The sequence below is a fragment of the Variovorax sp. P1_H2 genome, from assembly GCF_056405295.1.
The window spans coordinates 23134-47464 of record NZ_JBFUCJ010000034.1 but is presented as its reverse complement, the minus strand read 5'-3'; the positions used below and the strand labels follow the sequence as shown (position 1 = coordinate 47464).

At 68.2% G+C, this 24331-nt stretch carries 22 protein-coding genes and 1 pseudogene; 10 read left to right on the top strand and 13 right to left on the bottom strand.

From position 1 onward, the window contains the following. Window positions 1-4 precede the first annotated feature (4 nt). The 11 genes and pseudogenes from AC1D2E_RS14375 to AC1D2E_RS14325 form a co-directional block, all read right to left on the bottom strand. Complete coding sequence (locus AC1D2E_RS14375; RefSeq protein WP_478198018.1) at window positions 5-835, bottom strand: phosphoenolpyruvate hydrolase family protein; 831 nt, start codon at window positions 833-835, stop codon at window positions 5-7. A gap of 28 nt (window positions 836-863) precedes the next feature. Continuing rightward, the gene (locus tag AC1D2E_RS14370; protein WP_478198031.1) at window positions 864-2111 is read right to left on the bottom strand and encodes a Tm-1-like ATP-binding domain-containing protein; all 1248 of its coding nucleotides are present in this window, start codon (window positions 2109-2111) and stop codon (window positions 864-866) included. 495 nt (window positions 2112-2606) lie between these two features. Then, a pseudogene (locus tag AC1D2E_RS14365) lies at window positions 2607-3104 on the bottom strand (ABC transporter ATP-binding protein); the annotation flags it as partial. Beyond that, window positions 3104-3922, bottom strand: coding sequence for an ABC transporter ATP-binding protein (locus tag AC1D2E_RS14360; protein WP_478198017.1), 819 nt, complete (start codon window positions 3920-3922; stop codon window positions 3104-3106). The pseudogene AC1D2E_RS14365 and the gene AC1D2E_RS14360, both read right to left, overlap by 1 nt. A gap of 124 nt (window positions 3923-4046) precedes the next feature. Further along, on the bottom strand, window positions 4047-5300 hold the full coding sequence (locus tag AC1D2E_RS14355; RefSeq protein ID WP_478175256.1) for an ABC transporter substrate-binding protein: 1254 nt from the start codon (window positions 5298-5300) through the stop codon (window positions 4047-4049). A gap of 16 nt (window positions 5301-5316) precedes the next feature. Next, window positions 5317-6441: a branched-chain amino acid ABC transporter permease gene (locus tag AC1D2E_RS14350; RefSeq protein WP_478198016.1), complete on the bottom strand. Its 1125-nt coding sequence runs from the start codon at window positions 6439-6441 to the stop codon at window positions 5317-5319. Between the two features lie 23 nt (window positions 6442-6464). Continuing rightward, on the bottom strand, window positions 6465-7406 hold the full coding sequence (locus tag AC1D2E_RS14345) for a branched-chain amino acid ABC transporter permease (RefSeq protein WP_478198015.1): 942 nt from the start codon (window positions 7404-7406) through the stop codon (window positions 6465-6467). Beyond that, window positions 7403-8686, bottom strand: a complete 1284-nt coding sequence (locus AC1D2E_RS14340; protein ID WP_478198014.1) for a metal-dependent hydrolase family protein — start codon at window positions 8684-8686, stop codon at window positions 7403-7405. Before AC1D2E_RS14340 ends, AC1D2E_RS14345 begins: the two co-directional genes overlap by 4 nt. Window positions 8687-8696: 10 nt before the next feature. Continuing rightward, entirely contained in the window at window positions 8697-9986 is a 1290-nt protein-coding gene (locus AC1D2E_RS14335; RefSeq protein ID WP_478198013.1) for a metal-dependent hydrolase family protein, read from the bottom strand. Continuing rightward, a complete protein-coding gene (locus tag AC1D2E_RS14330; protein WP_478198012.1) occupies window positions 9974-10786 on the bottom strand; it encodes an alpha/beta fold hydrolase in 813 nt (270 codons plus the stop codon). The genes AC1D2E_RS14335 and AC1D2E_RS14330 overlap by 13 nt, the downstream gene beginning before the upstream one ends. A gap of 3 nt (window positions 10787-10789) precedes the next feature. Then, on the bottom strand, window positions 10790-11656 hold the full coding sequence (locus AC1D2E_RS14325; RefSeq protein ID WP_478198011.1) for a fumarylacetoacetate hydrolase family protein: 867 nt from the start codon (window positions 11654-11656) through the stop codon (window positions 10790-10792). 169 nt (window positions 11657-11825) lie between these two features. On the opposite strand from AC1D2E_RS14325, the gene AC1D2E_RS14320 reads away from it, so the two are divergent. Further along, window positions 11826-12533: a TetR/AcrR family transcriptional regulator gene (locus AC1D2E_RS14320; RefSeq protein WP_478198010.1), complete on the top strand. Its 708-nt coding sequence runs from the start codon at window positions 11826-11828 to the stop codon at window positions 12531-12533. A 112-nt stretch (window positions 12534-12645) separates the two neighbouring features. Continuing rightward, window positions 12646-14277: a long-chain fatty acid--CoA ligase gene (locus AC1D2E_RS14315; RefSeq protein ID WP_478198009.1), complete on the top strand. Its 1632-nt coding sequence runs from the start codon at window positions 12646-12648 to the stop codon at window positions 14275-14277. Window positions 14278-14371: 94 nt separating this feature from the next. Here the strand turns inward: AC1D2E_RS14315 and AC1D2E_RS14310 are convergent, their stop codons facing one another. Then, window positions 14372-14875, bottom strand: coding sequence for a MarR family winged helix-turn-helix transcriptional regulator (locus AC1D2E_RS14310; RefSeq protein WP_478175265.1), 504 nt, complete (start codon window positions 14873-14875; stop codon window positions 14372-14374). Between the two features lie 139 nt (window positions 14876-15014). On the opposite strand from AC1D2E_RS14310, the gene badH reads away from it, so the two are divergent. From badH to AC1D2E_RS14270, 8 genes are all read left to right on the top strand, one after another. Next, the gene (badH, locus tag AC1D2E_RS14305; RefSeq protein ID WP_478175266.1) at window positions 15015-15782 is read left to right on the top strand and encodes a 2-hydroxycyclohexanecarboxyl-CoA dehydrogenase; all 768 of its coding nucleotides are present in this window, start codon (window positions 15015-15017) and stop codon (window positions 15780-15782) included. Between the two features lie 40 nt (window positions 15783-15822). Then, window positions 15823-16605, top strand: a complete 783-nt coding sequence (badI, locus tag AC1D2E_RS14300) for a 2-ketocyclohexanecarboxyl-CoA hydrolase (protein WP_478198008.1) — start codon at window positions 15823-15825, stop codon at window positions 16603-16605. Window positions 16606-16685: 80 nt separating this feature from the next. After that, complete coding sequence (aliB, locus tag AC1D2E_RS14295; RefSeq protein WP_478198007.1) at window positions 16686-17837, top strand: cyclohexanecarboxyl-CoA dehydrogenase; 1152 nt, start codon at window positions 16686-16688, stop codon at window positions 17835-17837. Between the two features lie 42 nt (window positions 17838-17879). Then, window positions 17880-19523 (top strand): cyclohexanecarboxylate-CoA ligase, encoded by a 1644-nt coding sequence (aliA, locus tag AC1D2E_RS14290; RefSeq protein ID WP_478198006.1) that lies wholly within the window; start codon window positions 17880-17882, stop codon window positions 19521-19523. A gap of 45 nt (window positions 19524-19568) precedes the next feature. Then, window positions 19569-20561 carry a Bug family tripartite tricarboxylate transporter substrate binding protein gene (locus tag AC1D2E_RS14285; RefSeq protein ID WP_478198005.1) on the top strand — a complete coding sequence of 331 codons (993 nt, stop codon included), beginning with the start codon at window positions 19569-19571 and terminating at the stop codon, window positions 20559-20561. 11 nt (window positions 20562-20572) lie between these two features. Continuing rightward, a complete protein-coding gene (locus AC1D2E_RS14280) occupies window positions 20573-21349 on the top strand; it encodes an enoyl-CoA hydratase (protein ID WP_478198004.1) in 777 nt (258 codons plus the stop codon). Between the two features lie 100 nt (window positions 21350-21449). Then, a complete protein-coding gene (locus tag AC1D2E_RS14275; RefSeq protein WP_478198030.1) occupies window positions 21450-21761 on the top strand; it encodes an SWIB/MDM2 domain-containing protein in 312 nt (103 codons plus the stop codon). A gap of 395 nt (window positions 21762-22156) precedes the next feature. Further along, window positions 22157-23029 carry an NAD(P)-dependent oxidoreductase gene (locus tag AC1D2E_RS14270; RefSeq protein WP_478198003.1) on the top strand — a complete coding sequence of 291 codons (873 nt, stop codon included), beginning with the start codon at window positions 22157-22159 and terminating at the stop codon, window positions 23027-23029. On the opposite strand, the gene AC1D2E_RS14265 is transcribed toward AC1D2E_RS14270, so the two are convergent. Continuing rightward, window positions 23019-23993, bottom strand: coding sequence for a LysR family transcriptional regulator (locus tag AC1D2E_RS14265; protein WP_478198002.1), 975 nt, complete (start codon window positions 23991-23993; stop codon window positions 23019-23021). The two genes, AC1D2E_RS14270 and AC1D2E_RS14265, sit on opposite strands and share 11 nt — an antisense overlap. Between the last annotated feature and the right edge of the window lie 338 nt (window positions 23994-24331).

The following is a 24331-nucleotide window of genomic DNA, read 5'->3' as shown; positions in this document are numbered from 1 at the left end:
CTCCTTATCGCGTGATCTGAACGAAGCGTCGCGTGGTCTCTGTGAGCGCCGCCTCGGTCGGTAGCCGCTCCATCGAACTCGCGCCGTAGAAACCGTGGCATGCGGGGCAGCGCGCAAGCACGTACTGCGCGTCCTCCGGCGTGGCGATCGGGCCGCCGTGGCACAGCACGATCGCCTCGGGATTGACTTCGTGCGCCGCCGCCGCCCAGGCATTGATGCGCGGCACGCAGTCGGCCAGCGTGAGCGCGGTGCCGGCGCCGATGGCACCGCCGGTGGTGAGGCCGAGGTGGCAGACGACGACGTCGGCACCGGCCGCCGCCATGGCGCGGGCGTCGGCCTCGCAGAACACGTAGGGCGTGGTCAGCAGGTCGAGCGCGCGGGCGCGGGAGATCAGTTCCACCTCGAGCCCATAGCCCATGCCGGTCTCTTCGAGATTGGCGCGGAAGACGCCGTCGATGAGGCCGACGGTCGGGAAGTTCTGCACGCCCGAGAAGCCCAGCGACACCAGCCGGCCGAGGAATTCGTCGGGAATCATGAACGGGTCGGTGCCGTTGACGCCGGCCAGCACCGGCGTGTGCTTGACGACCGGCAGCACCTCGCGCGCCATCTCGCAGACGATCTCGTTGGCATTGCCGTAGGCCATCAGGCCCGCCAGCGAGCCGCGACCGGCCATGCGGTAGCGGCCCGAGTTGTAGATCACGATCAGGTCGATGCCGCCGGCCTCCTCGCACTTGGCCGACAGGCCGGTGCCGGCGCCGCCGCCGATGATCGGCCGGCCGGCGTCGATCTTGGCGCGCAGCCGCGCCAGCAGGGTCGAGCGGGAGATGCGGGCCATTGTTCGTTCCTCCTCGTATCGCTTTCGTTCAGGCCCGCCGCGCGCCGACCGGCGCCCGCGAGACCTCGTGCCAGGCCGAGACCAGGGCCTCGGCGAAGGCCTCGTCGTTGATGTGCAGCGGCAGCCGGATCAGCTTGCGGTCCGGGCCGGCACGGAAGGCGCGCTCGATGCTGCCGAAGAGCTGCTGGTCTGCCTCCGGGTCGTGGAAGGGCTGGCCTGGGCGGTCGATCGCCGAGACGCCGCCCTCGGGGATCAGGAAGCGCACTGGGCCGCGCATCGCATTGAGCTTCGTGGCGATGAACTCGCCGATCGCCCGGCACTCGTCGGCCGAGGTCCGCATCAGCGTGACGGTCGGGTTGTGGCGATAGAGCCGCCGGCCCTTGAAGCGTTCGGGCACCGTGTCCCAGGCGCCGAAGTTCACCATGTCGAGGGCGCCGCAGGAGCCCACGTAGGGCAGCGCATGGCGGGCGAACACATCGAGCCGGGTCGGACCGGCCGACAGCACGCCGCCGACGATCTGGTCCGCGATCTCGGTGGTCGAGACATCGATCGCGCCGGCGATCAGGCCCGACTCGGCCAGCTTCTCCATCGACTGGCCGCCGACGCCGGTGGCGTGGAACACCAGGCAGTCCCATTGGTCTTCGAGCCGGTGCGTGACCGCCTGGACGCAGGGCGTGGTGACGCCGAACATGGTCAGCCCGATCGCCGCCTTGGTGACGGCGGATGCCGCCGGCGGATGCGCGATCATCCCGGCCAGCGCGTGGGCCGCATTGGCCAGCACCAGCTCGCTGATGCGATGGATGCCCTGCACGTCGGTGACCGAGTACATCATGCAGATGTCGCTCGGTCCGACATAGGGCCGCGTGTCGCCGCTGGCCATGGTCGAGACCATCATCTTGGGCAGGCCGATCGGCAGCGCGCGCATGCCCTGCGTCGCCATCGAGGTGCCGCCCGAACCGCCGGCCGAGATGAGGCCACCGAGGTCGCGGCGCGTGCCGAGGAAGGCCTCGAAGGCCAGCGCCATGGCCGCCATGGCACTTCCCCGGTCGTTGCCGAACACCGCCGACTCGCCCTGCGGATGATGGCGCGCCACTTCGCGCGGGTGCACGCTGGCCGGCGAGGGCTTGCCCGAGGTGGACAGGTCGACCGTGACCACGCGCAGGCCCAGTTTCTCGAGGCACTGGCGCAGGTAGGCCAGCTCGCGGCCCTTGGTGTCGAAGGTGCCGGCCACGTAGGCAGAACGCTCGCTGCTGGCGGCGACCGGGAACTCGAACACGCGCGGCGAGTCGGCGGCCGGCGGGGCGGCTGCCGCTTCGGACGCCATCGGTGCCGCAGCGAGGCGGACGATGTCGGCCACCGGCGCCGCGGCGCCCCCGGCATTCCAGCGCGTGAAGCCGCGCACCGTGCTCGGCGCCAGGTCGTCGAGCGAGGGGGCGCCGTCGCCGTGCGCGCGGCGCACCGTGAAGACCTGCGTGGCCGCCGGGCGATCGTCGTCCACGGGCGCCGCCTCGTCTTCCTCCTCGCCGTGGCCGCCCGAGCGCACGCCGAGCAGCCGCTCCTGCAGCGCGCGGTCGGCCGCCAGCTCGGCCGCCGGCATCTGCCGCGCGATGCGGCCGTTGACCATCAGGCCGATGCGGTCGGCCACCGAGATCGCGACGCCGAGGTTCTGTTCGATCAGCAGCACCGCGATGCGGCCTTCGGCCACCAGCTCGCGCAGCGACTGCGCCACCTGCTCGACGATCATCGGCGCCAGGCCTTCGGTGGGCTCGTCCATCACGAGCAGCCTCGGGTTCAGCAGCAGGGCACGCCCGATCGCCAGCATCTGCTGCTCGCCGCCCGACAGCTGTGCGCCGCCATGGCCGCGGCGTTCGGCCAGCCGCGGAAACATCGCATAGACGCGGTCGACCTCGCGCCGCCGGCTGGCCACCAGCCGCAAGGTCTCGTCGACCGACAGCGAGGGCCAGACCCGGCGGCCCTGGGGCACGTAGGCGATGCCGCGCTTCGTGATCTCGTTCGGCGCCAGGCCGAGGATCTCCTCGCCCGCGAGCCGGATGCTGCCGCGCGCCGGCACCAGGCCGGTGATCGCATTGCACAGCGTGGTCTTGCCCATGCCGTTGCGCCCGACGATGCCCAGCACGCCGCGTTCGAGCGTCAAGCCGACGCCTTGCAGTGCGTGGGCACCGCCGTAGTACACATCGAGCGAATCGATGGCGAGGATGGGCGCGCCGCCGGGCGCGGCGACTTCGCGGTCGGTGCCGAACCATGCCATCAGTGCCTGCTCCCCATGTAGATCGCCTGCACCTGCGCGTCGGTCTCGATCTCGGCCGGCGTGCCGGTGCGCAGCACCCGGCCGTTGTGCATCACGGTGACCCGGTCGACCACGCGCAGCGCGATGTCGAGGTCGTGCTCGATCAGCACGAAGCTCATGTGCGCCGGCAGCGAACCCAGCAGCGCGACCAGTTCGCGCCGCTCGACCGGCGACAGGCCCGCGGCCGGCTCGTCGAACAGGATCAGGCGCGGCGCGCCGGCCAGCGCCATGCCGATCTCCAGCTGCCGCTGCTGCCCGTGCGCCAGGTTGGCGACGCGTTCATCCGCAATATGGCTCAGGCGCGAGCGCTCGAGCAGGTCGTGGGTCGCTCGCGTCGAGGCATGGCCGGCCCGCGCGCGCATGAAACTGAAGCGGCCGCTGGCGACACCGCGCACCGCCAGGAACAGGTTGTCGCGCACCGTCAGGTCGCGAAACAGCAGCGAGGACTGGTAGGTGCGGCGCAGGCCCTTGCGAATGCGGTCGTGCGGCGGCAGCTCGGTGATGTCCTCGCCGAAGAAATGGATGCGCCCCGCGGTCGGCGGGAAGTCGCCCGTGATGGCGTTGAAGAGCGTGGTCTTGCCGGCCCCGTTGGAGCCGAGGATCGCGTACTTCTGCCCGGCCGTGACGGTGAGCGAAACGTCGTCGACCGCCCGCAGCGCGCCGAAGGCACGCGTCACCCCGTCCAGCCGCAGCGCGTCGCCCGAGAGCAGCTGCGCGCCGTCGCCGGCAGCCGTGCCGCCGCGCGCCGCGGCCGGCCTGAGCGGGGTGATCGTGGCCATTCTCAGGTTTCCGGCGATGCCAGGCCCCTTCGGGAAACACCGCGGAACCGGCTTTGCCGGGCCGCTGGTGCTGCCCCCGCGAGGGGGGAGGCGGCTACACGCAGTGAGCAAGCAACGGGGGTGGTCATTTCCTGCAGTCAGGGACGTCGCGCGAGCCCAGGCCCATCTTCTTGAATTCCGCCTCGGGCAGTCCCAGCGTCTGCGTGATGTTCGGCACCGACTTCACGACCTTGTTGTAGAAGGAGCCGTCGGGCGCCTTCGCTACCTCGGTGATGTAGGTGGTGCCGACACCGTTGCGGTTGGCGTCGATCCTGACCTCGCCGGCCGGGCCCTTGAAGCTGGTCTTCTGCAGCGCTTCGCGGTAGGCCTTCTGGCCGTTCGAGAGGTCGCCCTTGACCGCGTCGAGGCCGTCGAGCGCCGCCTTGGTGTTGATGTAGTACAGGTAGGCGAACAGCGACGGACTCGGGAAGCCGTCCTTGAAGGTGGCCTTGTAGTCGGCCACGAACTTCTTCCACTCGGGCGTGTCGATCGAGTCGGCCATCGGCCCGGCCGAGGCGGTGCCGAGCAGTGATTCACGCCGCTTGCCCTTGAAGTTCAGCACCGTCTGGTCGACCGTGATCGAGCCGCCGACCATCGGCTTGTCGCCGCCGGCCTGCTCGTACTGGGTCAGGAAGTTGACCGCGTCGGAGCCGCCCAGCACCACCACCAGCGCATCGACGTCCTTCGGGATCTTGGCGATCACCGAGGCGTAGTCCTTGGTGCCCAGCGGCACCCAGGCCTTGTCGACCACCTTGCCGCCCTTGGCGCAATAGCTGGCCATGAAGCCCTGGACCTGCGAGTAGGGGAAGCCGTAGTCCTCGGCGATCAGGAAGGTCTTCTTGTAGCCCTTCGAGAGCGCATGTTCGCCCAGGCCGACCATCCACTGCGCGCCCTCGGTGTTGAAGCGGTAGAAGTTCGGCGCCGGGTCCGAAAGCGTCGTCGCCTGCGCGCCGGACGAGCCGTTGACGAAGGTGATGTTCGGCTGCGTCTTCGCRTAGTTCTTGACCGCGATGCCTTCGTCGCCCGACAGCGGGCCGATCATGATCTGCACCTTGTCCTGCTCGACGGCCTTGCGCGTGGCGTTGACCGCCTTGTCCGGCGTGGCGTCGGAAGAGACCTTGACGAACTCGATCTTCTTGCCCCCGGCCATGCCGTTCTTTTCCTTCAGCGCCAGGTCGGCGCCGCGCATGCTGTCCTGGCCGGGCGCCGCGAACGGGCCCTCCAGCGTGGCCAGCAAGCCGATCTTCAAGGTCTCCTGGGCCTGCGCCAGGCCGCCCATCGCAACCAGTGCCGCGCCAGCCAGGATGCTGCGACCGAAAATTCCGTTGCCTCTGCTCATGTCTCGCTCCTTCTTGTCATCGATGAATGCGGCCACGGCCGCGGGGGGTGAAAGAGGCGCCCAGACGGTGGCGCAGGCTCTGCCAGAGGCCCAGCAAGCCGTCCGGGGAAAACAGCACGATCGCGAGGAAGACGCCGCCGATCACGAGATTGAAGCGTTCGCGGTCGACCAGGTCGATGGCGAAGTTCTGCAGCAGCACGAACACGATGGCGCCGACGAAGGCGCCGATCGGGTGCTTCATGCCGCCGAGCACGGCGATGATGAGAATGTTGATCATCGCGCCGGTGCCGACGGTCCCGGGCGAGATCCGGCCGTTGTACCAGACCATCAGCACGCCGCCCACCGCGGCCAGGAAACCGGCCACCGCATAGGCGGCGACCCGGTGCGCGGTCACGTTGTAGCCCAGCGCCTGCATGCGGCGCGGGTTGTCGCGGATGCCCTGCAGCGCGATGCCGAAAGGTGCCCGGACCAGGTGCTTGACGAAGAAATAGCCGCCGAGCGCACAGGCCAGCACCAGGAAGTAGAAGGGCATGGGCTCGTGCAGGTCGAGCGCGAACACGGTCGGCGGCGCGATGCGGCTGAAGCCCTGGAAGCCGTTGAAGAGCGTGTAGTTCTGCTGCGCCAGGTAGAAGAAGGCCACGCCCACCGCGAGCGTGATCATGATGGTGTAGATGCCCTCGGTGCGCACCGACAGCCAGCCGATGCCCGCCGCCACGACGGTCGCCAGCGAGACCGCCACGACCAGCGCCAGCCACCAGGGCCAGCCCAGGCTGATCGCGAGATTGCTGCTGGTGCCGAAGATCGCCAGCATGTAGGCGGCGAAGCCCGCGACCGTCATCTGCGCCAGCGACACCATGCCGCCATAGCCGCCGAGGAAGGTCAGCGACAGCGCGATCAGCCCGAGCGCCAGCGACTGGGCGCCGATCTGGAAGGTGAAGAAGGGCGTGGCGAAGAAGGGGTAGGCCAGCACGAAGGCGATGACCAGCAGGTGGCGCAGCCTGACGGCACGCAGTGCGGAGCGCCACCCCGACCAGACCGCCGCCTGCGCATCGGAACGGCCGGATGCCGCGGCCGGGTGCAGCAGCACCGGCGCGCGCGTGTCGCGCCCGCCGCGCGCGGCCGCGGCCGCAGAACCATTCATGGCCCGCCGCCAGCGCGCCGCGCTCATGTGCTCTTCCCCATCAGGCCGCGCGGCTTGAAGGCCAGCGCCACCACCATGATCACGAAGGTGAAGACCACGCTGTAGGTCGGGGCGTAGGCCAGGCCGAACTGCTCGGCCAGGCCGATCAGCAGGGCGCCGATGGCGGCCCCGACCACGCTGCCCATGCCGCCGACGATCACCACCACCAGCGAGGCCAGCAGGTAGCGGATGTCCTCGCCGGGCGAGATCGACAGCGCGGTGCCGCCCACCACGCCGGCCAGCCCGGCCAGGCCGGCGCCGATCGCGAAGGTCAGCGCGAAGACCCGCTGCACGTTGACGCCGGAGGCCGCCAGCATGGCGCGGTCGTCGACGCCGGCGCGGATCATCATGCCGATGCGCGTGCGGGCCAGCAGCAGCCAGAGCCCGACGCCGATCGCGATCGAGGCCAGCAGCACGACGAGGCGATAGGTCGGGAACTTGGCGACCAGGGGCAGGGTGGTCGAACCGTAGATCCAGGCCGGCGGGTCGAAGGTATAGATCTCGGCGCCCCAGATCCAGAGCATCAGGTCGGCCAGCACGATCGACAGGCCGATCGTGACCAGCGTCTGCCGCAGGTCCTGGCCCTGCATGTGGCGGAACACCAGCAGTTGCATCAGCAGGCCCATCACCGCGGCGGCGAGGAAGCCGGCGACGACCGCCAGCACCCAGGAGCCGGTGCGCTCGCCGACGAACCAACCGACGTAGGCACCGAACAGGTAGAGCGAGCCGTGCGCGAGATTGACGTTGCGCATCAGGCCGAAGACCAGCGTGAAGCCGCTGGCGACCAGGAAGTACAGCGACGCCAGCGTCATGCCGTTGAGCAGGGTCTTGAAGAACAGCGTCGCGTTGTCGGCGACTGCCCAGACCACGAAAGCCGCGATCGGCAGGCCGAACAGCAGCCACAGCGCCAGGCTCTTTCGGCTCATGCGGCGCGCCCCCAGGCCCGCTGCGAGGCGATCTCGGGCGCCTTGGCGAACTCGCCGTCCTTCATCACCGCGAGGATGCGCTTCGGGTCGCGCAGGATCGACAGGTTGGCCAGCGGATCGCCGTCGACCAGCATCAGGTCGGCGAGATAGCCTTCCTTGACGCAGCCGAGTTCGTCGGGCCGCATCATGATCTGGCCGCCATACAGCGTGGTCGCTCGGATCGCCTCCATCGGCGTGAAGCCCAGGTACTTGACGAAGAACTCGAGGTCGCGCGCGTTCTGGCAATGGGGCGTGAAGGCGAAGCCGTAGTCGCCGCCGGGCAGCACGCGGATGCCGCGCTTGTGCATCTTCGCGAGCGACACGATGGCCGCCTCCCATTCGGTCTCGTAGCCCATGCCGACCGCCATGTCGTGCGTGATGCCGTAGGGCTCGGCCTCGTACAGCATGGCGTAGAGGATCGCGATGCCGGGAGCGACGAAGACCCGGTCCTTGGCGGCCTCGAGCATGTCGAGCGCCTCGTTGTCGGCGAAGCTCGCGTGGTAGATCAGGTCGATGCCGTGTCGCAGCGCCTGCTTGACGCTCTCGGACGAGCGCGCATGGGCGATGCCGCGCTTGCCGCGGATGCGCACCTCGCGCATCGCAGCCTCGACTTCCTCGTCCATCATCCAGGAGGTCTCGGACGGCGACTGCGGCGTGAAGTTGTCGCCCGAGAGGTTGAGCTTGATCGAGTCGACACCGTACTTGAGGAACAGCCGCACCGCCTTGCGCATCTCCTCGGGCCCCGAGATGTTGACGCCGAAGCTGAACTCGGGGAAGGGCAGGTGCGGCAGGGTCTCGTCGCCGAGGCCGCCGAGCACCGTGATCTCCTGGCTGGCCGCGAGGTAGCGAGGGCCGGGGATCTGGCCGGCGTTGATCGCGTTGCGGATCACGACGTCGAGCCGCGGCTTGGCGCAGGCGGCGCCGACGCAGGAAGTGAAGCCGGCCTCGAGGTAGCGCCGCGCGACCTTGGCGCACCACAGCACGTGCTCCTCGAGCGGCAGGGTCTGGATCTCGGCCAGCGTGGCGGCGTCGTTCCACGAGAAGTGCGTATGGGCCTCGCACATGCCGGGCATCAAGGTGGCGCCGGCGCCGTCGATCACGGCGGCGCCGCCGGGCGCGATCGGCGCCGTGCTGCGGCCGACCTGGCGGATGCGGTTGCCGCGCACCAGAACGCTGCCGCTGTAGGGGTTCTGCCCCGTGCCGTCGAGGATGCGGACGTTGGTGAAGACGACGTCGGCCATGGCGGTTCTCCTAGGCGGCCCAGCGCGTGGTGCGCGCCGAGCGCAGCGGTGGCGCGCGATGGAACTCGCCGTCCTTCATGACGGCCAGGATGCGGGCCTTGTCCTGCAGCACCGTGATGTCGGCCAGCGGATCGCCGTCGATCAGCAGGATGTCGGCCAGGCAGCCCTCGCGGATGTAGCCGAGCACCTTGCCCATGCGCATCATCGGGCCGCCCCAGGCGGTGGCCGACAGCAGCGCCTCCATGGTGCTCATGCCGACGTACTTGACGAAGTACTCGAGGTCCTTCGCGTTGGTGCCGTGCGGCGTCCAGGCGAAGCCGTAGTCGCCGCCCGGCAGGATGCGGATGCCGCGCTTGCGCAGCGCGCGCATGCTCTCGATCGCCGCCTCGAGCTCGCGGTGGTAACCCATCTTCCGCGTCACCTCCTCGGTGAGGCCCCATCGGCTCGCGTGATGGCAGGTGTTGATCAGCCAGGCCAGGCCCGGCGCGATGAAGTGCTCGGTCTTGTGGGCCTCGAGCATGTCRAGCGCCTCGCTGTCGGTGAAGCTGGCGTGGTAGATCACCTCGATGCCCTGCTTGACGCACTGCTTGATCGACCAGGTGGAGCGCGCATGCGCCGCCACGCGCTTGCCCCAGGCCTTGGCCTCCTGCACGCAGACCGTGATCTCCTCCTCGGTGAACTGGCTCATCTCGCTCGGCATGCCGGTGATCGACTCGCCCGAGAGATTGATCTTCACGGAGTCGACGCCGTACTTGGCGAACATCCGCACGCAGCGGCGCATCTCTTCGGCACCGCTGACGATCGCGCCGAAGGCGAACTCGGGCTGCGGCAGGTGCGGCCGCGTGGTGTCGCCGAGGCCGCCGGGCACCGTAATCTCCTGGCTGGCCGCGAGGTAGCGCGGGCCGACGATGGTGCCGTCGTTGATGGCGTTGCGGATCACGACGTCGAGCCGCGGCTTGGCGGTGGCGGCGCCGACGCAGCTGGTCCAGCCCATGTCGAGGTAGCGCTTCGCGACCTCGGCGCACCACAGGATGTGCTCCTCGGGCGGCATGCGCTGGATCGCGTCGAGACTCGGCTGGTCGTTCCACGAGAAATGCGTGTGGGCCTCGACCATGCCCGGCATCAGGAAGGCGCCGGCGCCGTCGATCACCTGCGCGCCGGACACCGGCGCCGGGCGCGCGCCGTAGCCGGTCTTGACGACGCGCGCGATGCGATTGCCCTGCACCAGCACGTCGCCGCTGAAGGGCGCCTCGCCGCCGCCGTCGAAGATCCGCACGTTGGTGAACATCACGTCGGCCATGTCAGGCTCCTTGCATGGGTCGCGAGGAAGTCGCGCAGCTCGCGCTGGCACTCCTCGGGCCRCTCGATCGGGGTCCAGTGGCCGCAGCGTGGCAGCACCACCACGCGCTTGCTTTCTGCGCGGTGCAGCCGCTCGGCCATCGCGCGCACGGCCTGCGGCGGCGCCACGCCGTCTTCATCTCCGGTCACCAGCAACACCGGTGCTTCGATCTGCTCGACCGCGGCGGCCTGGGCGCCGGCCAGGGCTTCGCAGCTGCGCGCATAGGCCTCGCCGTCCTGGCGCATCAGGCTTTCTCGCACATAGGCCACGGCCACGGGCAGCCGCTGGCGGGTATCGGCCGAGATGGCGCCCTGCAGCAGCGCCTGGGTGATCTCCTGCATGCCGGCCGCGCCTTCGCGCGCCTTGGCGGCCCGTGCGGTCATCGCGGTGCGCGCCGCATCGGGCGGCGCGATCAGCGGACCGAACAGCGCCACGCTCGCGACCCGCTTCGGATGCAAGGCAGCGACGTGCTGGCAGACGATGGTGCCCATCGAATGGCCGATCCAGTGCGCGCGGGTGACCTTGAGGCGATCGCAGACGTCGAGCATCGTCGCGACATAGCGCTCGATCGACAACGCACCCTCGGCGCGCTGCGACCGGCCGCTGCCCGGCAGGTCGACCCGGATGACGCGATGCCGCGCCAGCGCCGGCATCAGCGGCGTGTAGGTGTTGGAGCTGCCGCCGAGCCCGTGCACGCAAACGACGGCCGGGCCTTCGCCTTCTTCTTCCACCGCGATGCGGTCGATCAACTGGAAGCCCATGGCCTACTCGAAACGGTTCTCGATGACGCCGATGCCGTCGACCTCGATACGCACCACGTCGCCCGAGCGCAGCCATTGCGGCGGCTTCAGGCCCATCCCCACGCCGGAGGGCGTGCCGGTGGCGATCACGTCGCCCGGGTAGAGCGTGATGCCGCGCGAACAGGTCTCGATCAAGGTCGGGATGTCGAAGATCATGTCGCGCGTCTGGCCGTCCTGGCGCGGCGCGCCGTTGACCCAGCCGCGCACGCGTGTCGCGCGTCCGTCCATCTCGTCGGCAGTGACGATCCAGGGGCCCATCGGACAGAAGGTGTCGAAGCTCTTGCCCAGGTCCCACTGCTGGTGGCGCATCTGGACGTCGCGCGCCGTGACGTCGTTGATCACCGTGTAGCCGAACACATGGTCCATCGCGTGGGTGGCGAGGATGTCGCGCCCGCCGCGGCCGATGACGACCGCGAGCTCGGATTCGTAGTCGATCTGGATCGATGCGGCCGGCGAGGGCAGGCGCACCGTATCGTGCGGCCCGACGACGCATTCGCCGAGCTTGCCGAAGACGATCGGCCAGGGATCGGTCTCGGGCATCGCGGCGCGGAACACCGAGCCGGCCAGCTCGGCCGCATGCGCACGGTAGTTGCGCCCGACGCAGAAGAGACTGCGCAGCGGACGCGGCAGCGGCGCGCGCAGCGTGACCACCTCGACCGGCAGCCGCGTCCCCGAAGGCTGCGGCAGCGACTCGCCGCGTGCCAGCGCCTGGATCAGCGGCAAGGTCCCGAGCGATGGGTCGCGCACGCCCAGCGGCGTGGCCTCCCGCCCGTCCGGCGAGATCGTGCCCACGTGGTCGCGTCCACCCCAACTCCAGCTTGCCAGGCGCATCGACTTTGTCTCCATATCGCCTCGCGGTCCGGCCGGTGTGCACCGGCGGCCTCGAAGTCCAGGAAGTCATGTTTGAGACTTGCGTCTCAAATCGGGATGGCTGCATCATACGATCCGGCATCCGCTGTTCACAATAGACCGCAGGCACCTCAAGGCCCGTACAAACCCGATGGCGAGACTGAAACACAAGCTGAGCGAACCGCCGACGCCTCCTGAGCGCGGCGTCCGGGCCGCCACCTTCCGGCTGCTGCTCGACACCGCCATGACCATCATCCAGGAGAGCGGTCACATTCCCTCGGTGGCCGAGGCGGCGGCGCGCTCGAAGGTGTCGCGGGCCACGGCCTACCGCTATTTCCCGAGCCGCAGCGCGCTGGTCACCGCGGTGATCGACAGCTCGCTCGGGCCGGTGCGCAAGCTGGCGTCCGCCAACCCCAACGGCCGCGACCGCGTACACGAGCTGTTCCTGCAGACCTTCCCGCGCTTCAAGGAGTTCGAGGCACAGCTGCGTGCCGCCGCCCAGCTCTCGCTGGAGCAGTGGGGGCTCGAGCGCGCCGGGCTGCTGGAGGAGGAGCCCTACCGGCGCGGCCATCGCGTGCGGATCCTCGAGCACGCGATCGAGCCGCTGGCGCCCTTGATGAGCCCGGCCGTGCGCGACCGGCTGCACCACGCGCTGTCGGTGGTCTACGGCATCGAGCCCTACGTGATCCTCAAGGACATCTGGGGCCTGGGCGATCGGGAGGTCGAACGCACGGCGCTGTGGATGGCCGACGCCCTGATCGATGCGGCGCTGCGCGACGCCGAGCAGAAGCCGGTCCGTCCGCGCCCGTCCAGGCCCAGGACCGCCAAGTCGGGCGCCTCGGCCGCGAAGCGCAGTTGAGGCAGGAAGACTGCTCGAAATCCCTGGCTCCCCTGGCGGCCGAGGCCGGCCTCGTCCTATCATGCGGCGCGGTCCGGATTCGATTGCGACAAGCAGCCACGGAGACACCCCGATGAAGTCCACCATGATGCCGGTGCAGCTCAGCACCAACCAGATCCTCGAGCGTGCCGGAACCTACTTCGGCGACCGCGGCGTGCTGGGACGCCTGCCCGACAAGTCGACCTACCGCCGCAGCTACGGCGAGATCCGGCGCCGGGCCCGGCAGCTGGCGCAGGCCTTGCGCGCCAAGGCCGGCATCGCGCGGGGAGAAGCAGTCGCGACGATGAGCTGGAACCACGCCTGGCACCTGGAGTGCTACTTCGGCATCCCGGCGGCAGGCGCGGTGCTCCATACCCTCAACCTGCGGCTCTCGCCCGAGGACATCGCCTACATCATGGACGACGCCGGCGACCGGGTGCTGGTCGTCGACGACGTGCTGCTGCCGATCTGGGAGCGCGTGTCGCCCTTGCTCAAGCAGCAGCCGCGCGTCGTCGTCGTGCCCTTCGGCGGCGCGCCGCTGCCTGCCGGCATGCAGAGCTACGAGGACTTCATCGAAGGCGACGCCAGCGGCTACCAATACCCGGAGCAGGACGAGAACGAGGCCGTCGGCATGTGCTACACCTCGGGCACCACCGGACGGCCGAAGGGCGTCGTCTATTCGCACCGCTCGATGGTGCTGCATGCCATCACCGGCTGCATCCCCGACCTGTTCGCGCTGTCGGTGCGCGACCAGGTCATGATGGTCACGCCGATGTTCCATGCCAATGCCTGGGCCGTTCCCTTCTCGGCCATGATGGTCGGCGCCGGCCAGATCCTGCCCGGCCCGCATCTCGGCGGCGAGGACCTGCTCGACCTGATGGAGGAGGGGCAGGCCACCATGGCGCTCGGCGTGCCCACCATCTGGATGATGATCTGGCAATCGCTCGTGAATCCAACGCGCGAACGCAAGCTCGTGAAGGGCATGCGGATGCTGGTCGGCGGCGCGGCGGTGCCGACCTCGATGATCGCCAACTTCGCGCAGCACGACATGCGCATCGTGCAGGGCTGGGGCATGACCGAGACCTCGCCGCTGGGCAGCGTGCCGGTCATCCGGCCCGAGCACCTCGCGCTGCCGCCCGAAGAGCAGCATGCGGTGCGCGCCATGCAGGGCATCGCCACGCCGCTGGTCGAGATGCGCATCGTCGACGAAGCCGAGGGCCTGCAGCCCTGGGACGGCAAGTCGGCCGGCGAAGTCCAGGTGCGCGGACCGTGGGTCACGGGGTCCTACCACGCGACGCCGAACGATCCGGGCAAGTTCACCGCCGACGGCTGGCTGCGCACCGGCGACATCGGGACCATCGACCCCAAGGGCTACATGCACCTGGTCGACCGCAGCAAGGACATGATCAAGTCGGGCGGCGAATGGATCAGTTCGGTCGAGCTCGAGAACCTGGCCATGGGCCATCCCGCGGTCGCCGAGGCCGCGGTGGTCGCGATCCCGCATCCGAAATGGGGCGAGCGGCCGCTGGTGGTGGTGGTGCGGCGTCCGGGCGCTGGACTCGACGCGGCGGGGCTGCGCGAATTCCTGCGGCCGAAGCTGGCGCGCTTCCAGCTGCCCGACGACTTCGAGTGGGTCGAGGCGATCCCCAAGACCGCCACCGGCAAGTTCCTGAAGACCCGGCTGCGCGAGATGTACCGCGAGCGGGTGTCGCAGTCGCCGGACTGAAGCCCCGGGTGCCGCGCCTGCCTGGCGGCCGGTGCCGTGGTGCGCATGGGACCACGGCGGCACCTTGTTCCTCGACGAGGCGGGCGCCCTGGGTTCATGGCTCCGGCACGCCACCCTGTTCATCGTCCACCCGCTGCATGTTCTCGAGGATCTTGAGCAGGTAGTGCAGGGTGTGCGTGACGTCGTTGACGGAAAAGCCGTCGAGGACTTTCTCGTAGTAGCCGTGAATCTTCGGCTGGGCTTCCACCAGCCACACATGCCGCCCTGATTCGGTCATGGTGACCAGGCGCGAGCGCCGGTCGCGTCCGTCGGGCGCGGTGCCGATGTGGCCGTCGCGCTCCATCCGGCTCAGCAGCCCGGAGAGATTCTGCCGGCTCACCTTGAGATACCGCGCGAGATCTCCCACGCTCATCCCATCGCTCACCGCCGGCCTGGACAGCGCTCCGAGCACCGCCCACTGCTGCGTGGTCAGCCCTTCGGCCTCGACCGCTCGGGTACCTGTTTTGTGCAACATATTGGCACATTGATACAGTCTGAAGAAAACGCGATTGGCAAGCTCCATCCGGGCTGTTTCGCTGTTTTCATTAGGGGTAACCATGATATTTCTCGTTGAAAAATTGCTATGCAAGCGCCAGACCGGCATCCTAAAATAGGTAAATACATTGACGTAAAAGCAATCCGAACCAAGGATGCAGCCGTCAGACGATAGCAAGCTTGAAACCTGATTGGAGAACCTCATGCAAAGATTCGAAGGCAAGACAGTGGTGGTCACCGGCGGCGGTGGCGGGATCGGCGGCGCGACCTGCCGCCGCTTCGGACGCGAAGGCGCCAAGGTGGCGGTGTTCGACCTGAACCTCGACACGGCGGAGCAGGTCGCGGCCCGGATTCGCGCCGATGGCGGGCAGGCCGAGGCCTTCCGCTGCGACATCACCGAGCGCGCCGGCGTCGATGCCGCGGTGGCCGCCGTGGCGCAGCGTTTCGGTCCGATCGACGTGCTGGTCAACAACGCCGGCTGGGACGTGTTCAAGCCCTTCACCAAGACCGAGCCGGCGCAGTGGGACAAGCTGATCGCCATCAACCTCACCGGCGCCTTGCACATGCACCACGCGGTGCTGCCCGGCATGGCGGCGCGCAAGGCCGGCCGCATCGTCAACATCGCGTCCGACGCGGCGCGCGTCGGCTCCTCCGGCGAAGCGGTGTACGCCGCCTGCAAGGGCGGGCTGGTGGCCTTCTCGAAAACCATCGCCCGCGAGCATTCGCGCCACGGCATCACCGTCAACGTCGTGTGCCCGGGGCCGACCGACACGGCCTTGTTCGCCGAATACAAGGAAGGCGCGGGCAATCCCGAGAAGCTGATGGAGGCCTTCACGCGCTCGATTCCGCTGGGCCGCATCGGCCAGCCGGACGACCTGCCGGGCGCCATCCTCTTCTTTGCCAGCGATGACGCGGCCTTCGTCACCGGCCAGGTGCTGAGCGTCTCCGGCGGCCTGACCATGAACGGCTGAGCCCCGGCCTGAACCCCCTTCAACACACAGAGAGAACATCATGGAATTCGAAGACATCCTCTACGAAGTACGCAACGCCGTGGCCTGGATCACCATCAACCGGCCCGAGAAGATGAACTCGTTTCGCGGCCAGACCTGCGACGAACTCATCAAGGCGCTGAACCGCGCCGGCTACGACCGCGGCGTGGGCGCCATCGTGCTGGCCGGCGCCGGTGACCGGGCCTTTTGCACCGGCGGCGACCAGTCCGCCCACGACGGCAACTATGACGGACGCGGCACCATCGGCCTGCCGATGGAAGAACTGCACGACGCGATCCGCAATGTGCCCAAGCCGGTGATCGCCCGCGTGCAGGGCTATGCGATCGGCGGCGGCAACGTGCTGTGCACGATCTGCGACCTGACGATCGCGTCCGAGAAGGCCATCTTCGGCCAGGTCGGCCCCAAGATGGGCTCGGTCGATCCGGGCTACGGGACCGCCTTCCTGGCCCGCGTGGTCGGCGAGAAGAAGGCGCGCGAGATCTGGTATCTCAATCGCCGCTACAACGGCGCCGAGGCCGTGGCCATGGGCCTGGCCAACGCGGTGGTGCCGCACGACCAGCTCGACGCCGAGGTGCAGAAGTGGGCCGAGGAAATCTGCGAGCGCAGCCCCACGGCGATCGCCATCGCCAAGCGCAGCTTCAACATGGACACGGCGCATCAGAGCGGTATCGCCGGCATGGGCATGTACGCGCTCAAGCTCTATTACGACACCGAGGAATCGCGTGAAGGCGTCAACGCCCTGAAGGAAAAGCGCAAGCCCGACTTCCGCAAGTACACCAAGTAAAGCCCCGTCCACCGCCTTTCGAAACCCCCGCAACGCCCGGCGCATCGCGCCGCGGCCCGGCGCACCCATGGAGACATGTCATGAACCCGTACCTTGACGAAGACCTGACCACGCTCGGCGACCATGCGCGCCGCTTCGCGACCGAACGCATCGCGCCCGGATTTCTGGAGCGCGACAAGAACCGCGCGCTGGATCGTCGCCTGATGCGCGAAATGGGCGAGATGGGATTCATCGCGCCGGAGCTCTCCGAGGCACATGGCGCCCAGGGCATGGGTTGCCTGGCCGCCGGCGTGATCCACGAGGAGATCGCGCGCGCCGACCTGAGCATGTCCTACATCAACCTGCTCGCCTCGCTCAACGGCCAGATCCTCTCGCAGCACGGCAGGCCCGAGGTCGTCCAGCCGTGGCTGCAGAAGCTGACGCGGGGCGAGGCGCTGTTCGCCATCGCCCTGACCGAGCCACGCGGCGGCTCCGACGCGGCGAAGCTGCGTCTGCGCATGGAGCGTGTGGGCGACGAGTACGTGATCAACGGCGAGAAGACCTCGATCTCGGCCGCCGACCAGGCCGATGCGGCGGTCGTGTTCGGCCGCACCGGCTCGGTCGAATCGGCCGCCCACGGCGTGACCGCGCTGCTGGTGCCGATGGACCTGCCGGGCGTGACCCGCAACCGCTTCGATTGCCACGGCCAGCGCGCGATCGGCCGCGGCTCGTTGTTCTTCGAGAACGTACGCGTGCCGGTGAGCCACCAACTCGGCGCCGAGAACAAGGGCTTCGTGCAGGTGATGCAAGGCTTCGACTACTCGCGCGCGCTCATCGGCCTGCAGGTCCTGGCCGTGGCCCGCGCGGCCCTGGAGGAAACCTGGGAGTACGTCGCCCAGCGCGAGGCCTTCGGCAAGCCGCTGTCGGCCTTCCAGGGCGTGTCGCACCCGCTGGCGGATTTCGACACCCAGATCACCGCCGCCCGGCTGCTGTGCCTGCAGACGCTGTGGCTGAAAGACAAGGGCGCGCCGCACACGGCCGAGGCGGCCATGTGCAAGTGGTGGGCGCCCAAGCTGGCCTACGACGCAATCCACCAGTGCCTGCTGATGTTCGGCCACGGCGGCTATGACCGCGGCGCGATGGAGCAGCGCCTGCGCGACGTGCTGGGCTTCCAGATCGGCGACGGCACGGCCCAGATCATGAAGACCATCGTGGCGCGCACCCGCGCCGGCCGCGACGCGGTGCCCGCCTGATTCCATCGACGACAACGCCCACGACAAAGAGGAGACAAGACCATGGAATTCGACGCCGTATTGCTGCCCCCGCGCCGCGCCCGGATGGTGGCGCAGGGCCTCTGGCATGACCGCACCCTCAACGATGACCTCGACGCCTGCCTGGCGGCCTGCCCCGACAAGCTCGCCTTGACGGCGCTCCGGGTGGAAGAGGGCGCCACCATGCGCTTCACCTACCGCGAAATGGCCCGCATGGCCGATCGCATCGCGGTCGGGCTTTCCCGCCTGGGCGTGGGCCGCAATGACGTGGTGGCTTGCCAGCTGCCCAACTGGTGGCAGTTCACGCTGACCTACCTCGCCTGCTCGCGCATCGGCGCGGTGATGAATCCGCTCATGCACATCTTCCGCGAGCGCGAGCTGTCGTTCATGCTCAAGCACGGCGAAGCCAAGGTGGTGATCGTGCCGAAGACCTTCAGAGGCTTCGACTTCGAGCGCATGCTGATCGAGCTGCAACCGGCCTTGCCGGACCTCAAGCAGATCGTGGTGGTCGACGGCGCGGGCGCCGACAGCTTCGAGGCGCTGCTCAGCGGGCCGGCCTGGGAGAACGAGCCCGACGCGCACGACATCCTCACGCGCAGCCGACCCGGCCCGGATGACGTGATGCAGCTGATCTACACCTCGGGCACCACCGGCGAACCCAAGGGCGTGATGCACTCGGCCAACACCACGATGGCGAACATCATTCCCTATGCGCAGCGCCTGCGCCTGGGCGCCGGCGACGTGGTGCTGATGGCTTCGCCGATGGCGCACCAGACCGGCTTCATGTACGGGCTGATGATGCCGATCATGCTCAAGGCCAGCGCGGCGCTGCAGGACATCTGGGAGCCGAAGCGGGCGATCGAATTGATCCGGGCCGAGGGAGCCACCTTCACGATGGCCTCCACGCCGTTCCTGACGGACCTTGCCAGGACCGTCGCCGAAACGGGCCAGGAGGTACCGAGCCTGCGGACCTTCCTGTGTGCCGGCGCGCCGATTCCGGGCCCGCTGGTGGAGCAGGCGCGCCAGGTGCTGGGCACCAAGATCGTGTCCGCCTGGGGCATGACCGAAAACGGCGCGGTCACCCTGATCCGGCTGGATGACGACGATTCACGCGCCGCCACGACCGATGGGCTTGCGCTGCCCGGCGTCGAACTCAAGGTGGTCGACGAGTACGACCGGGCGCTGCAACCCGATCAGCCCGGAAGGCTGCTTGTACGCTCCTGCTCCAACTTCGGCGGCTATCTGCGGCGTCCGCATCTCAACGGCACCGACGCCGACGACTGGTTCGACACCGGTGACCTGGCACGCATCGATGCGCAGGGGTACATCCGCATCACCGGCCGCAGCAAGGACGTGATCATTCGCGGCGGCGAAAACATTCCGGTGATCGAGATCGAGTCGCTGCTCTACCGCCACCCTGACATCGCCATGGCCGCCATCGTGGCCTACCCCGACGAGCGCCTTGGCGAGCGGGCCTGCGCGGTGGTGGTGCCCAGGACGGGTCACAGCGTCGACCTGCCCTCGATCGTGCAGTTCCTGAAAGGGCAGAAGGTGGCGCTCCAGTACATCCCGGAACGTCTGGTCGTGCGCGACGCGATGCCTTCCACGCCGTCCGGAAAGATCCAGAAATTCAAGCTGCGCGAGCTGCTGCGCGAGAGCGCAGCCTGAGCGGCCACGCCTCACGCCTTCCCACCCATCCAAGGAGACAAGACCATGTTCATTCATACCGCAACGGCCGCACGCCGGGGCCTGGCGCTCGCCGCTTTCGCCCTGTTCGGCATCGGCTGTTCCGCGCAGGCGCAGACGGCCGGCCACTGGCCCACGAAGCCCATCCGCGTGGTCGTCGGCTTCGCGCCGGGCGGCACCACCGATGTCATGGCGCGCATCCTGTCGCAAGCCCTCTCCGAATCGCTGGGCCAAACGGTCATCATCGACAACAAGCCCGGCGCAAGCGGCAACATCGCGGCCTCGGAAGTGGTGCGTGCCGCGCCGGACGGCCACACCTTCCTGATCGCGCCCACCTCGGTGGAAACGGCCAACCCCTCGCTGTTCAAGTCGAACATTTTGCCTTCGCGCGACCTGACGCCGGTGGCCAGTGTGGGACGGACCCAGATGTACCTGGTCGCGAAGCCCCAGATGGCCGCCAGGGACGTTCGGGAACTGGTGGCGCTGGCCAAGGCCAAGCCGGGCACGCTGTCCTACGCGTCGGCCGGTGCCGGCACGGCGCCGCACCTCGCCTGCGAACTGTTCAAGCAGGCCACCGGCACCTACATCACCCACATCCCGTATCGCGGCGCGGCCCCTGCGCTGCAGGATGTGCTGTCGGGCCAGGCGGACTTCGTCTGCGATCCGGGCATCGCCTTCCCGCACATTCGCACCGGCAAGGTCAAGCTGCTGGGCGTCGTGAGCACCCGGCGCTCCCCGTTCTTTCCCGAGGTCCCGACCGTGAGCGAGCAGGGCTTTCCGGGGGCCAACCTCGACATCTGGTTCGGCCTGTGGGCGCCCAACGGGACTTCCCCCGACATCATGGCCCGCATGAGCCGCGAACTGGGCAAGGCATTGGCGCAGCCGGCCGTCAAGGTTCGCTATGCCGACCTCGGTGCCGAGCCGATCGCGATGGACACGGCGGACTTCCGCAAGCTGCTGATCAACGAGGGCACGCTGTTGTCCGCGCTGATCAAGGAACAGAAGATCGTCGTGGACTGAGCGCGCCTGCCATGCAAGAACAACCCATCCTGGTGGCGGCGCGCGGCCGGGTGAGCATCATCACGCTGAACAGGCCGCAGCAGATGAACGCGCTCGACGATGCGCTGATGGACGCTCTGGGCGCAGCGCTGCTCGCCGCCGATGCCGATGCGGACATCGGCGCCATCGTCATCACCGGCAACGACAAGGCCTTCGCGGCCGGGGCCGACATTTCGGCGATGGCGGACTGGAGCTACATGGATGTGTACCAGAGCGACTTCATCACACGCAACTGGGAAACCATCCGGCGCGTGCGCAAGCCGGTGATCGCGGCGGTGGCTGGCTTCGCCATGGGCGGAGGCTGCGAACTGGCGATGGCGTGCGACATGATCATCGCCGCCGAATCCGCCCGCTTCGCCTTGCCGGAGATCAAGCTCGCCATGCTGCCCGGCGCCGGGGGCACCCAGCGCCTGCCGCGCGCCATCGGCAAGGCCAAGGCCATGGACATGTGCCTGTCGGGCCGCATGCTGGATGCGGCAGAAGCCGACCGCTGCGGCCTGGTCTCGCGGGTGGTGGCGGACGAGCGACTGCTGGCCGAGACCATCGATCTGGCGGCCCGCATTGCGGCCTTCTCGCTGCCGGCGTTGATGGCGATCAAGGAGTCCGTGAACCGCGCCTGGGAGCTCCCGCTTTCGGAGGGCATCGGCTTCGAGCGGCGGCAACTCCATGCGCGTTTTGCCAGCGAGGATGCGCACGAAGGCATGCACGCCTTTCTGTCCAAGCGCAAGCCGGTGTTCAGGCACCGGTGAGAATCGGTTGTGTTCATGCGGGCCACTTTGAGGGAATCGCTTGGGGTCGCAGCTGCGACCCGGTACCATAGGCAGCTTTCAAGATCGACACAAAGAAGCAATKGCAACAGCAAAATCCGCACCCACCGCGACTGCAGCGCCCGCGAACAAAGCGCCGGCAAAGCGTGCGGCCAATCCGGCCTTCATGAAGGCCCTGACGCCGAGCGCCGAACTGGCCGCCGTGATCGGCTCCGCGCCGTTGGCGCGTACCGAGGTGGTGAAGCAGCTCTGGGTCTACATCAAGGCACACAATCTTCAGGATGCGACGAACAAGCGCAACGTGAACGCCGACGCCAAGCTCAAGCCTGTCTTCGGCAAGGACCAGGTGACGATGTTCGAGATCGCAGGGCTCATCGGCAAGCATCTGAGCTGACGCCAGGACGCGCCGAAGGCTCGAAATCCAGAGAGGATGAACTGAAGGCGCGGCGCCTCTCGGCCGGGTGTGTGAGCGGCGGAGATCGAGCGTCAACTCGACAACACCGTCGACACGATCGACCCCTCGCGCTTCATTGGCCCGGTTGACCGAACACGCCGCGGGCCGGAATCACAGGGCGAGGCACCCAGGGGGCCGTGTTGACCACGGGCGCAGGCGACTCACCAGTCCCACCCCGATGCTTCAGAAATGGAAAAGAGTTCTCCATTTCTGATCGCATCTGAGAAGTGCCACGCCGTCCTTGCTTGCGTACCATTTCAGCGTCGTCTAGCGCACGCCGTGCGCGCCCTCACCGATGCACGCATGCTCGGAACACGCAAAACAAGGGACTCAACGTGAACATCGCAATGATCGGCGCCGGAAAGATGGGCCTGCCGATGGCCCGCCATCTCGTGGCCGCCGGCCACACCGTGTTCGTGTACGACCGCAGCGAGGCCGCGCAGGCCGGGGCCCGCCGTGCCGGTCTGGCCTTGAAGGATTCGCTGCGGGCCGCGGTGGCCGCGGCGGAGGTGGTGATCTCGTCACTGCCGCACGATGCCGCCTTTCTCGCAGTCGCTGACGAGGTCGTACAGCATGCAGCCGCGGGCACCGTCTACGTCGACACCAGCACCGTTTCATTGCAGGCCAGTGCCACGGCGGCGGCCGTCTGCGCTGCCAAGGGCATCGCGCACGTGCGCGCCGCCRTCTCGGGCAACAACAAGATGGCCGAGATGGCGCAGCTCACCGTGATGGCGTCGGGTCCGGCCGATGCCTATGCGCGCGTGAAGCCGCTGCTGCAGACCTTCGGCCCGACGCAGTTCTATGTCGGCGGCGAAGACCAGGCGCGGCTGATGAAGCTGATTGTCAACCTGATGATCGCCGCCACCAGCGGCATGCTGTCCGAAGCGCTGATCCTGGGAGAGAAGGGCGGGCTCGACTGGCGCCAGATGTGGGATGTGATCGGCGCCAGCGCGGTCGGTTCGCCCATCGTCAAGGCCAAGGCGGTGCAACTGCGCGAACGCGACTACACGCCGACCTTCACGGTCGACCAGATGCAGAAGGACGTGGGCCTGATCCTCGAAGCCGGTGCGCAGTTCCATGTGCCGCTGGCCCTCACCGCCAGCGTCGGCCAGATGCTGCATGCCGCCGTGGCGCAGGGCGACGCCGAACTCGACTACGCGGCCATCATCCGCGTCGCAGCACGCGGCGCGGGCATCGCTACTGCTTAGCGGCGGCGCCCGCGTCCGCCACGGGCGTACGCACTTCCATGGGCTGGTCGAAGCTGGTCCACTTGCGGTCGTAGTCCATCCGCTCGAAGTGCTCGACCAGGAAGTCGATGAAGGTGCGGACCTTCGCCGACATGTGACGCCGGTTCTGGAAGGCGATGTTGATGCTCAGCTGCGGCAGATCCCAGTCGTCCAGCACCGACACCAGCCGGCCCGCGACCAGGTCGTCATAGAGGATGTACTTGGGCTGCACCACGATGCCCATGCCGTCGAGCGCGGCGGTGCGCAGCACCTGGCCGTCGTTCGACTCCAGCAGCCCCTTGATCTTCACGCTCCTCGTGTCGTCGCGACGGCGGAAGGTGAGCTCGTTCGGGTTGTTGCTGTAGGTGTAGAGCAGCAGCGGCCGGTGCTCGAGTTCGTCCACGCTCAGGGGCATGCCGAAGGCATTGAGGTAACCGGGCGACGCGGCCAGGATGCGGCGCGTGGCCGCGAGCCGGCGGATCGTGATGTTCGATTCGTTCTCGTACTCGCGCGTGCGGATCGCCACGTCGATGTTGTTGTCGATCAGATCGTAGTAACGGTTGGCCGCCTCCACGTGCACCGTCACGTTCGGGTAGCGGTTGGTGTACTCGCGAAGCAGCGGCGAGATGTGATGGACCGAGAACGACAGCGACGCCGTGATGCGCAGCGTGCCGGTCGGGTTCAGCGTGGTGGCACTCGCCGCCGACTCCGCATCCTTCAGGTCGGCCAGCACGCTCTTGCAGCTGCGGTAGAAGTTCTCGCCCACCTCGGTCMGGGTCAGGCGCCGCGTACTGCGCTGGATCAGGCGCGCACCCAGCCGTTCCTCCAGCGCCGCCAGATGCCGGCTCGCAGCCGCGTTCGACAGACCCAGCGCCTCGGCAGCACGCGACATGCTGCCCAACTCGGCGGTCTGCACCAGTAGTTCCATCGCCGTCCAACGGTCCACTTCGTCTCCAGATCATTTGGCAGTCCCGCGGCTTCGTGCGATGCACGCTTCCGCTGGCTGCAACAGTCATTCCATTCCCGCAGCCGCTGTCTCGATGCAGCCGGATTCGCGCGGGGCGCCCCGGACACAACGGCAGCGCTTCTCAAAGAGGCCGCATGTTAGCCGCGTCGCCTCGATCATGCGGGGATGCCATTGCTCATTGCGAGCAATGGCCACCCCCCCTTCGCAGAGCGGTGGCGCAACACAAGGGAAAACCCTTCCTTTTCCTTGCCGTGGAAATGACGTTTTCGCCAAGCCCACTTGGTGCGCAACGCAAGGATTTCTAAAGTTCGCACCAG

What these genes read in the sequence shown, in the direction of transcription:
- AC1D2E_RS14375 (WP_478198018.1), bottom strand. Translation starts at nt 835, where the DNA reads ATGGCCCGCATCTCCCGCTCGACCCTGCTGGCGCGGCTGCGCGCCAAG.
- AC1D2E_RS14340 (WP_478198014.1), bottom strand. Translation starts at nt 8,686, where the DNA reads ATGGCCGACGTCGTCTTCACCAACGTCCGCATCCTCGACGGCACGGGG.
- AC1D2E_RS14350 (WP_478198016.1), bottom strand. Translation starts at nt 6,441, where the DNA reads ATGAATGGTTCTGCGGCCGCGGCCGCGCGCGGCGGGCGCGACACGCGC.
- AC1D2E_RS14345 (WP_478198015.1), bottom strand. Translation starts at nt 7,406, where the DNA reads ATGAGCCGAAAGAGCCTGGCGCTGTGGCTGCTGTTCGGCCTGCCGATC.
- aliA (WP_478198006.1), top strand. Translation starts at nt 17,880, where the DNA reads ATGGAATTCGACGCCGTATTGCTGCCCCCGCGCCGCGCCCGGATGGTG.
- badI (WP_478198008.1), top strand. Translation starts at nt 15,823, where the DNA reads ATGGAATTCGAAGACATCCTCTACGAAGTACGCAACGCCGTGGCCTGG.
- AC1D2E_RS14310 (WP_478175265.1), bottom strand. Translation starts at nt 14,875, where the DNA reads ATGGTTACCCCTAATGAAAACAGCGAAACAGCCCGGATGGAGCTTGCC.
- AC1D2E_RS14325 (WP_478198011.1), bottom strand. Translation starts at nt 11,656, where the DNA reads ATGCGCCTGGCAAGCTGGAGTTGGGGTGGACGCGACCACGTGGGCACG.
- AC1D2E_RS14285 (WP_478198005.1), top strand. Translation starts at nt 19,569, where the DNA reads ATGTTCATTCATACCGCAACGGCCGCACGCCGGGGCCTGGCGCTCGCC.
- AC1D2E_RS14315 (WP_478198009.1), top strand. Translation starts at nt 12,646, where the DNA reads ATGAAGTCCACCATGATGCCGGTGCAGCTCAGCACCAACCAGATCCTC.
- badH (WP_478175266.1), top strand. Translation starts at nt 15,015, where the DNA reads ATGCAAAGATTCGAAGGCAAGACAGTGGTGGTCACCGGCGGCGGTGGC.
- AC1D2E_RS14320 (WP_478198010.1), top strand. Translation starts at nt 11,826, where the DNA reads ATGGCGAGACTGAAACACAAGCTGAGCGAACCGCCGACGCCTCCTGAG.
- AC1D2E_RS14280 (WP_478198004.1), top strand. Translation starts at nt 20,573, where the DNA reads ATGCAAGAACAACCCATCCTGGTGGCGGCGCGCGGCCGGGTGAGCATC.
- aliB (WP_478198007.1), top strand. Translation starts at nt 16,686, where the DNA reads ATGAACCCGTACCTTGACGAAGACCTGACCACGCTCGGCGACCATGCG.
- AC1D2E_RS14360 (WP_478198017.1), bottom strand. Translation starts at nt 3,922, where the DNA reads ATGGCCACGATCACCCCGCTCAGGCCGGCCGCGGCGCGCGGCGGCACG.